The organism is Alishewanella sp. HH-ZS (assembly GCF_001704375.1).
GTDB classification, from domain to species: Bacteria; Pseudomonadota; Gammaproteobacteria; order Enterobacterales; family Alteromonadaceae; genus Alishewanella; species Alishewanella aestuarii.
In genome coordinates this window covers 54,269-61,568 of record NZ_LZEJ01000032.1, presented here as the reverse complement: position 1 = coordinate 61,568, position 7,300 = coordinate 54,269, and the positions used below count along the sequence as shown (strand labels likewise).

7 protein-coding genes and 2 pseudogenes are annotated in these 7,300 nt (G+C 49.1%); 3 read left to right on the top strand and 6 right to left on the bottom strand.

Features of this window, described 5'->3' with window-relative positions; translation table 11 throughout:
* Positions 1–61: 61 nt before the first annotated feature.
* Positions 62–940: pseudogene (locus A9165_RS12720) on the top strand (IS256 family transposase); the annotation flags it as partial.
* A 41-nt stretch (positions 941–981) separates the two neighbouring features.
* Here the strand turns inward: A9165_RS12720 and A9165_RS12715 are convergent.
* The 3 genes from A9165_RS12715 to A9165_RS12705 form a co-directional block, all read right to left on the bottom strand.
* Positions 982–2,544, bottom strand: coding sequence for an IS66 family transposase (locus tag A9165_RS12715; RefSeq protein ID WP_065956153.1), 1,563 nt, complete (start codon positions 2,542–2,544; stop codon positions 982–984).
* Between the two features lie 92 nt (positions 2,545–2,636).
* The gene (gene tnpB, locus A9165_RS12710) at positions 2,637–2,993 is read right to left on the bottom strand and encodes an IS66 family insertion sequence element accessory protein TnpB (protein ID WP_057786146.1); all 357 of its coding nucleotides are present in this window, start codon (positions 2,991–2,993) and stop codon (positions 2,637–2,639) included.
* A 2-nt stretch (positions 2,994–2,995) separates the two neighbouring features.
* On the bottom strand, positions 2,996–3,280 hold the full coding sequence (locus tag A9165_RS12705) for a hypothetical protein (protein ID WP_008609959.1): 285 nt from the start codon (positions 3,278–3,280) through the stop codon (positions 2,996–2,998).
* A gap of 84 nt (positions 3,281–3,364) precedes the next feature.
* Here A9165_RS12705 and A9165_RS12700 point away from each other — a divergent pair.
* Positions 3,365–3,706: pseudogene (locus A9165_RS12700) on the top strand (transposase); the annotation flags it as partial.
* Positions 3,707–3,751: 45 nt separating this feature from the next.
* Here A9165_RS12700 and A9165_RS12695 read toward each other — a convergent pair.
* Positions 3,752–4,663 carry an RES family NAD+ phosphorylase gene (locus A9165_RS12695; RefSeq protein WP_065956152.1) on the bottom strand — a complete coding sequence of 304 codons (912 nt, stop codon included), beginning with the start codon at positions 4,661–4,663 and terminating at the stop codon, positions 3,752–3,754.
* A gap of 179 nt (positions 4,664–4,842) precedes the next feature.
* Here A9165_RS12695 and A9165_RS12690 point away from each other — a divergent pair, with 179 nt between their 5' ends.
* Complete coding sequence (locus A9165_RS12690) at positions 4,843–5,202, top strand: PilZ domain-containing protein (RefSeq protein WP_083216285.1); 360 nt, start codon at positions 4,843–4,845, stop codon at positions 5,200–5,202.
* On the opposite strand, the gene A9165_RS12685 is transcribed toward A9165_RS12690, so the two are convergent.
* Together A9165_RS12685 and nlpI are read right to left on the bottom strand one after the other, a co-directional pair.
* Positions 5,199–6,428: a hypothetical protein gene (locus A9165_RS12685; RefSeq protein ID WP_065956150.1), complete on the bottom strand. Its 1,230-nt coding sequence runs from the start codon at positions 6,426–6,428 to the stop codon at positions 5,199–5,201. The two genes, A9165_RS12690 and A9165_RS12685, sit on opposite strands and share 4 nt — an antisense overlap.
* Positions 6,406–7,299, bottom strand: coding sequence for a lipoprotein NlpI (nlpI, locus tag A9165_RS12680; RefSeq protein ID WP_065956149.1), 894 nt, complete (start codon positions 7,297–7,299; stop codon positions 6,406–6,408). The genes A9165_RS12685 and nlpI overlap by 23 nt, the downstream gene beginning before the upstream one ends.
* Between the last annotated feature and the right edge of the window lies 1 nt (position 7,300).

The window sequence follows — 7,300 nt, the reverse complement described above, 5'->3', positions numbered from 1 at the left end:
AGAGAGTGTAAAAAAATCTGTGTAAGTGGCATTCTATCCATGTAATTGAAAGGAATAAAGAATGCCAGTATCAGACCAGCTTATCGACCAGTTATTAGCTGACTACAAATCCCCGGAAGACCTGCTTGGTGAGCAAGGTATCCTTAAGCAGTTAACCAAAAAGCTTGCTGAGCGTGCTCTTGAAGCTGAGATGGAGCAGCATCTTGGTTATGCCAAACATGATGCCGCCGGTAAAAACAGCGGTAACTCCCGCAACGGTAAAAGCCGTAAATCAGTGCGCAGCATTCACGGCGACATTGAGCTTGAAACACCGCGAGACCGCAATGGCAGCTTCGAGCCTAAGCTCATCAAGAAAGGTGAGAAACAGCTCGGTGGCTTTGATGAGCGAATTGTCTCTCTGTATGCCAGAGGTATGTCTACCCGCGATATTCAGGCCCACTTTGAAGAAGCCTATGGTGTTGAAGTCTCGCCGACGTTTATCTCTCAGGTTACCAATGCCGTGCTGGACGAGGTTAAAGCCTGGCAGCAGCGGCCATTAGCACCGGTATACCCGATAGTGTATCTGGACTGCTTAGTCGTGCGTAGCCGCGATTCTGGCAGCATCCAGAACAAGTCTGTCTACCTTGCCCTTGGCGTGAATACCGATGGCGAGAAAGAGCTGCTGGGTTTATGGATAGCGCAAACCGAAGGTGCTAAGTTCTGGCTGTCCGTAATGAACGAGCTGAAAAACCGCGGTGTGGAAGATATCTTCATCGCCTGTGTGGATGGCCTCAAAGGCTTCCCGGATGCGATAGAAGCGGTTTACCCTAAAACACAGGTGCAACTGTGCATCGTGCATCAAATCCGCAACAGCCTGCGCTTCGTCAGCTGGAAAGAGCGTAAAGCCGTCGCGGCAGACCTTAAAACCATTTATGGTGCAGCTACCTTGCAGCAAGCAGAGTAAGCGTAACACCAACCACACCTTGCGGTGTGGCTGTTGATTCAGTAAGGCAGGAGTTGTTGTAATTGCTCTTGGGTATTGGCTTTGGGTAGCTCTGTGAGCAACCGGCATAAGTAATCATAGGGTTCCAGACCATTGATTTTGGCGGTTTCAACCAGGCTGTACAGTGCGGCACTGGCTTGTGCACCCGTCTTGGTATTGGCAAACAGCCATGCCTTACGTCCAATCACGAACGGTTTCACTGCACGCTCAGCACGGTTGTTGTCGATATTTAATCTGCCATCGTCCAGATAGCGCATAAGCTTGGGCCACTGGTTCAGGCTATACGTAATAGCGGCTCCCAGTAAGCCTTCTTTCGTGACACTCTCGCTTGATTTATCCAACCAGCTTTTGAATTGTTCTAACAGTGGCCTGGCTAGCGTTTTCCTGGCGTCATATTTCTTATCAGGCGGCACGGTTTTTAATTTACTCTCCAGTGCATAGAGTTTCTGGATGTGGTTAAGGGCTACATCCGCCTTACCCGTTTTGCCTTTGCCATGCGCTTTTTGGGCTTCGACGAACTTGCGTCTGGCATGTGCCCAGCAACCGACTAAAGTTGCATGAGTTTTCTCATACCCGGCATAACCATCAACCTGCAGGTAACCGTTAAACCCCGCCAGGAAGTCGGCGGGATGTTTACTGCTGCGGCTATCCTGATAATCAAACAGCACCAGTTTGGGGCCAGTGCTTTGCTCTAAGCCACAGCCATACACCCACATGTAGCAGGTGCTTTTCTCAACATCCAGCACATTAACCGTGGTTTCATCTGCCCACAGCACCGGCTGCTTCAGAAGCTCGGCTTTCATTAACGCCAGTAGCGGTTTCAGTTTTTCTGCACAGGTTATCAGCCAGCGGCTCATCGTTTGACGGCTAAGCTCAATGCCGGCCTGATTAAACAACTGCTCCTGACGATAAAGCGGTAAGCCATAGTGCATTTTGCTGCTGATGATTTGGGCAAGCAGACTCGGTGTGGCCATGCTTTTCGGGATAACTGCTGGCGGGACATCGGCAATCTTAACGTCTACCTTCGTGCCATTGGTCTCACACTGTCGGCAGCTGTATTTCAGCCGCACGTTTCTAAGCACCCGGATTTGTGCTGGCACGAACTCGATTTGCTCACTGACTTCTTCGCCCATTTGATGCAGCGCATGGCCGCAGCAGGCACAGGTTTTATCGTCAATGTCATGGATAACGTCAACGCGCGGCAGCTCAGGGGCAATCCTTGGTCGGCGTGGCTTAGCGGCGGGTTTCTCAGCGCTCTCGGTTGTCTGAGTATCTGGCTCTGTCGCTACTGACTCGTCTTCAATAAGCTGCTCGGCCTCATTTAACACCTCGCCTTCACCTTCATAGGTTTCACTGCTGGGGCTAAATTTCTGGTACTTTTTCAGGTTGTAACGCTCGAGCAATTGCTGCAACTTGTCCGACAGTTGCTGGTTAACCCGCTCTAATTTGGCGATGCGTTTATCTTTTTGCGCCAGTTTCCGCTCAAGCTTTTGCGTCTGCTCAAGCAGCATTTTCTTGAGCAGTTCAACATCATCAGGTAAGGATTGAGGTGTCTTTTTCATGGCCGCTATTGTAACGGCCAATTGGACTAAGTGCTTGGTAAGATTTAGATTGTTTTGGATGCGATCACAAGGATTTATAGCCGATCGTCATATCAGCCCACACTCTGGTAATGCAGTGGCTGATGGGCGGTGATTTTTTGAATATCGACACCTTGCAACAGCCAATGCCACTGTTGTTCGCTAATAGACAGGATTTTGCCTGGCATCTGCCGTGGCCAGCGGAACTTGTCTTTTTCAAGTCGCTTGTACCACAGGCAAAAGCCGGTGCTATCCCAGTACAGCACTTTTAACCGGGTGCGCTGCTGATTGCAGAACACAAACAGCGCGCCACTAAATGGCGAAAGCTGCATCTCTTGCTCGACCAGCAACGATAAGCCATTAATGGATTTACGAAAGTCGACTGGCTGTTTATGTAAATAGACCTTGGGCACATCGAGGAACATTTTCATTATCAAAGCGCTCTGAGCAAGGCCGCTAACCACAGGGCATCGGTGCCGGCTGGAAACTGCAATTCCACATCGCGCTTGCGTAGCAAAATGGATTGATTCAGCTGCAGACCCTGTGGCGTCAGTTCAACAAAGCCACCGTCATCATCCTGAAACGCCAACAATTGTCTCTTGCGATAACTAAAATATGTAGGAATGATCCCCTGACGTTTTGCAAATTCAGTTTGGGTAAGACCACTTTGGGCTTGCTCGGCAAACAAGGCCAGCCATTGTTCTTTGGTACGGTGCATGTTGATTACCCTGGTAGTTGATAGTGGCATTAAGGGTAAAGTTGATCAGTTAGGATTAGAATGTGTGGTTGGCGTTACGCTTACCAAGCAGAGCTGGCACTGGAGCAGTTTGCCCAAACGTGGGATAACCAGCATCCAGGCATCAGCAAATCCTGGCGCGACAACTGGACACGACTGAGCGTGTTCTTCGACTACCCGCCGGAGATACGCAAGGTAATTTACACCACCAATGCCATCGAATCGCTCAATGCCAGCCTGCGTCAGGTCACCAAAACCAGACGGTCATTCCCAAGTGATGATGCGGTGCTGAAGTTGCTGTATCTGGCTTTACACCAGATTGCTAAAAAGTGGACAATGCCACTGCGAGATTGGAAGCCTGCTATGACACAGTTTATGATCATGTACGGTGACCGTGTATCGTTATGATAAACAGCCACTTACACAGAAAATTTTATAGTCTCAGCTAAGATTTTATCTAGTTAGCACTTTGATTGGGCATTGGTTAAAACTAGAGTAACGTCCCTGTCCTAAAAGGATCTTATTTCTTTTCTCTTTTTGCTTCATCAATGCGAATATTTTTATAATCTCAATTTCAAAAGTACGCCTACTTTTACGATAAACCAACTCCTTAAGTTTTTTCCTTTTTTTATTACTTAACGGTTGGAACATCGAATATAAAACTGGTTGATGCCCTTCAGCGCAATGTGCCAGACACGAATACTCTAAAGTGGTGTGTCGAATATAGTCTCCAGATATTGCTATATTGAAAGTAGATTCAATTCCAAAATTTCCATCTCTTATAGTTTCGTCATCTAATTTGGTCGAATGATAGACGATACCGTGAATACCATTTAAATGGAGAAAATCTTCATTAACTCTGTTTAGCACTGGATAAAATCGCTTATCCTTTGTCTGCAATAGCTCATAAACTAATCCTGAAAACTGATCTTTATTAGAAACTATTTCTATAAAGTTCATATCTTTAGAAAGACTAAAATTACTAAGAAGAAAAAAATCCCCCTTATTAACATCGCATTCTTTCATGGCTATTAGGGGGTGATCCGCTAAATACATTACACGTTTTCCAGCAGAGTTGAAGCGACCTTGTGGAATAGAAGTTTTATCTGGCTTTGGGGGATAGATTTCACTAACATTTATCCCCTCTGTGCTGAATTTGTTAAACTCAACCACACTTAGTTTTCTTACTCGTGAGAATATGGCTCCTTTACGGTATATCCTTTGCCTAGCTTGGTAAATTGCTGCAACAAAATCGTCCGGATCTGGGTTTGAAAATAATGATTCCCTAATAATGTTGTAATAGCCTTCGACACCAATATCCTCGTCAAAAACTTGAAATAAATTACCATCATAGCTCTTCAACATGACTTAAACCCTCTAAACAGGTACAGCAATTAGTACAACATAAAGATGTAAATTTAGGCAAGTGAATTCCTCAGTAGCGATTAGCAGTGTAGAATAGAGTTAATATGGGTGAATCTAGTACAAACTAGCGTTGTTATTCACAGATATCTGCTAAGCTAATTAAAAACTTAGGGGGTAGTATGGAGCAGAGACATTATAAAAGAGTGCGCTTTTTCAGCAGAGCTCATTTGGACGTTGCTGGCCATAGCTACCCGACCGAAGTACTGGACTTGTCGCTGAAAGGCGCCCTGGTCCGCAGCCCGGCGCAGAGCCTGCCGCTAACGACAGAGCCGATGCTATTGCGGCTGCAGCTAAGTGATAGTGTAGAAGAAATCTCGATGCAGGTGTTAATCGCGCATCAGCATCAGGACCTGCTGGGTCTGTACTGCCAGAAAATCGATATTGATAGTATCAGTCATCTGCGCCGTTTACTGGAACTAAACCTTGGTGATGCGGCCTTGCTGGAGCGTGAGCTGGCCGAGTTAAGCAGCCACGACTAGTCGGCCGCTGCTGTTGCCGTCTGATTAAGTTTACTCAAAGCCCGGATCGCCGGCGGATAACCGAAACCCGCCGCGGTGTGCATCAACTGATACCAATCCTGCCACGCCTCCTGCTGCCGTGCCAGATAAGCAAAATAATACTGTACTGGCATTAACAACGCCGCCTGCTCTAACTCTTGTTGCAACAAGTCAAAATACAGTTGGGGTAACGGGGCTTCAAAATGTCGCATACTGTTTACCGCCGCCACCGGCCGATAAGCCTGCAAGCCCACGGCCTGGCATGTGTCAACAGCGGTCAGCTCGATATCCTGCGCAGCAACCCGATACCGCTGCCGATAGCGCGCTAATGTGCTGTTATCCGCGCCGACTAACAGATTAGGCGCGATCCGCCCGCTCTGGCAAACGGCGCGGGCAGCCAGCGCAGAGAGCGCATATTCGTCAAGAAAACCGGCAATATGTAAAAATTCATGCCGTAGTAAAGCCAGATTGGCATCTTCTGGCAGTTGGATAATGCCATTATTAAAACTGGCAATACCGCGACCACCCAGTAATAGCAGCTGTTGAAACTGTCCTTGCTGCACCAGCTGCTGCAATTGCTGATACTCACAATGGATGCGGCTGGCTGCTTGTTCGCTGCAATTTAGCAAGGTTGACTGCACTCTGACCACAGCGGCGAAACAAACCGGCAGCTGGCTGAGCTGCGGGTCCTGCTGCCACTGCTGCGCCAACAGTTGATAGGTACGCTCAGCTGCGGCTGAGGTCACCACCGGCTGGATCCTTAAACTACAACTGGCGCCCGCCAGATTTTCCGCCGCGCTAAACTCGGTTTGCGGTGGCATAGCCCAGAGCCCGAGTTCCGCCAGTAACTGGGGTTGCAGCTGATGAGTATAGTCTTGCCCCGCAGCTTGCTGCGCAGTAAGCCAATGTGCCGTCGCCAGTTTACCTTCCAGCCGGACTTGCAGCATCAGTGCATGCTCCAGCGCACCGGGCGCATCCAGCGCAGCAGCCTGACGCCACCACTGTAACGCCGCAGTCAGATCGTTCTCGGCCAGTCGTAAGCGGGCTAATTGCGCAGCAGCGGCACCGTCTGTGCTGGCGCGGGAAAGTAGCTGTTGTTCTGTTGTCGGCGCGTCCTGACAGGCGACAACACCAAGCAAAAGAAAAAAGCCAGCAAGCCGGCTTTTTTTAAATACAGTCGCAGCGCTAGTGCGGCTCATGCTGTTCATGGCTCAGCTCATCACCGCGGATCCTGGCCATTTCCATTCTGGCATAGCGATGTTCGACAAACTCGTAGACATTGGTCGACAGCGTTTTATGGTAATAAATCAGTGCCTGCTCCAGATTACCCCGTGCCTGATGCCATTTCGCCAGATAAAAATACGCTTCGCATAAACGCTCTGCCAGATGACGCGGATTACTCAGTCCCTGCAGAATGGATTGCAGCAGTGCCTGCTCTGACAGTTGTCCGGCGTAAAAACGCACCAGATTGGTAGCCCAATCATCCGGATCCAATAAACTCAGCTGTTGCCGCAGCTGCTGCTGCGCCTGCTCGGGCCTGCTTTCTGCCACACCTATGTACCACCACAACACCCGGTAGGGATCATTGGGTTTTAACTGATAAAACTGGGCAAAGTCAGCTTCTGCCAAATCGAGCCGGCCTGCATAGTAAAAGGCAATGGCACGATTCAAATACGGGAAATCATAATCCGGCGCCAACTCCAGCGCAGAATCAAAGGCTTCGTACGCTTCGCTGAATTGACCGCTCAGGGTGTAATGAATACCCAGTAGATTATAAACTTCCGGCATATCCGGCTTTAGGCGCAGGGCGCGCATAAAGTCGAGCCGGGCCAGTGAGCGCAAGCCTACACTGTCGTACATCACGCCTCGGTCATAAAATAACTGGGCACTTTGGGCTTCAGTCAGTTCAGCCCGTTGCAGAATTTCAGATAAGCGGGCGATCGCCAACTCATTACGGTAAGGCACCTGCAGTGGCTCTGGCGTCAGCCAGGCCTCTGCCGGTGTTACCGGCCGCTGCGCGCAGCCGGTTAGAGTAATAAGCCCTGCAAGCAGGGCTAGCTTATACAGCGTTTTGGTCACA

What these genes read in the sequence shown, in the direction of transcription:
- tnpB (WP_057786146.1), bottom strand. Translation starts at nt 2,993, where the DNA reads ATGAAAATGTTCCTCGATGTGCCCAAGGTCTATTTACATAAACAGCCA.
- A9165_RS12690 (WP_083216285.1), top strand. Translation starts at nt 4,843, where the DNA reads ATGGAGCAGAGACATTATAAAAGAGTGCGCTTTTTCAGCAGAGCTCAT.
- A9165_RS12695 (WP_065956152.1), bottom strand. Translation starts at nt 4,663, where the DNA reads ATGTTGAAGAGCTATGATGGTAATTTATTTCAAGTTTTTGACGAGGAT.
- A9165_RS12685 (WP_065956150.1), bottom strand. Translation starts at nt 6,428, where the DNA reads ATGAACAGCATGAGCCGCACTAGCGCTGCGACTGTATTTAAAAAAAGC.
- A9165_RS12715 (WP_065956153.1), bottom strand. Translation starts at nt 2,544, where the DNA reads ATGAAAAAGACACCTCAATCCTTACCTGATGATGTTGAACTGCTCAAG.
- A9165_RS12705 (WP_008609959.1), bottom strand. Translation starts at nt 3,280, where the DNA reads ATGCACCGTACCAAAGAACAATGGCTGGCCTTGTTTGCCGAGCAAGCC.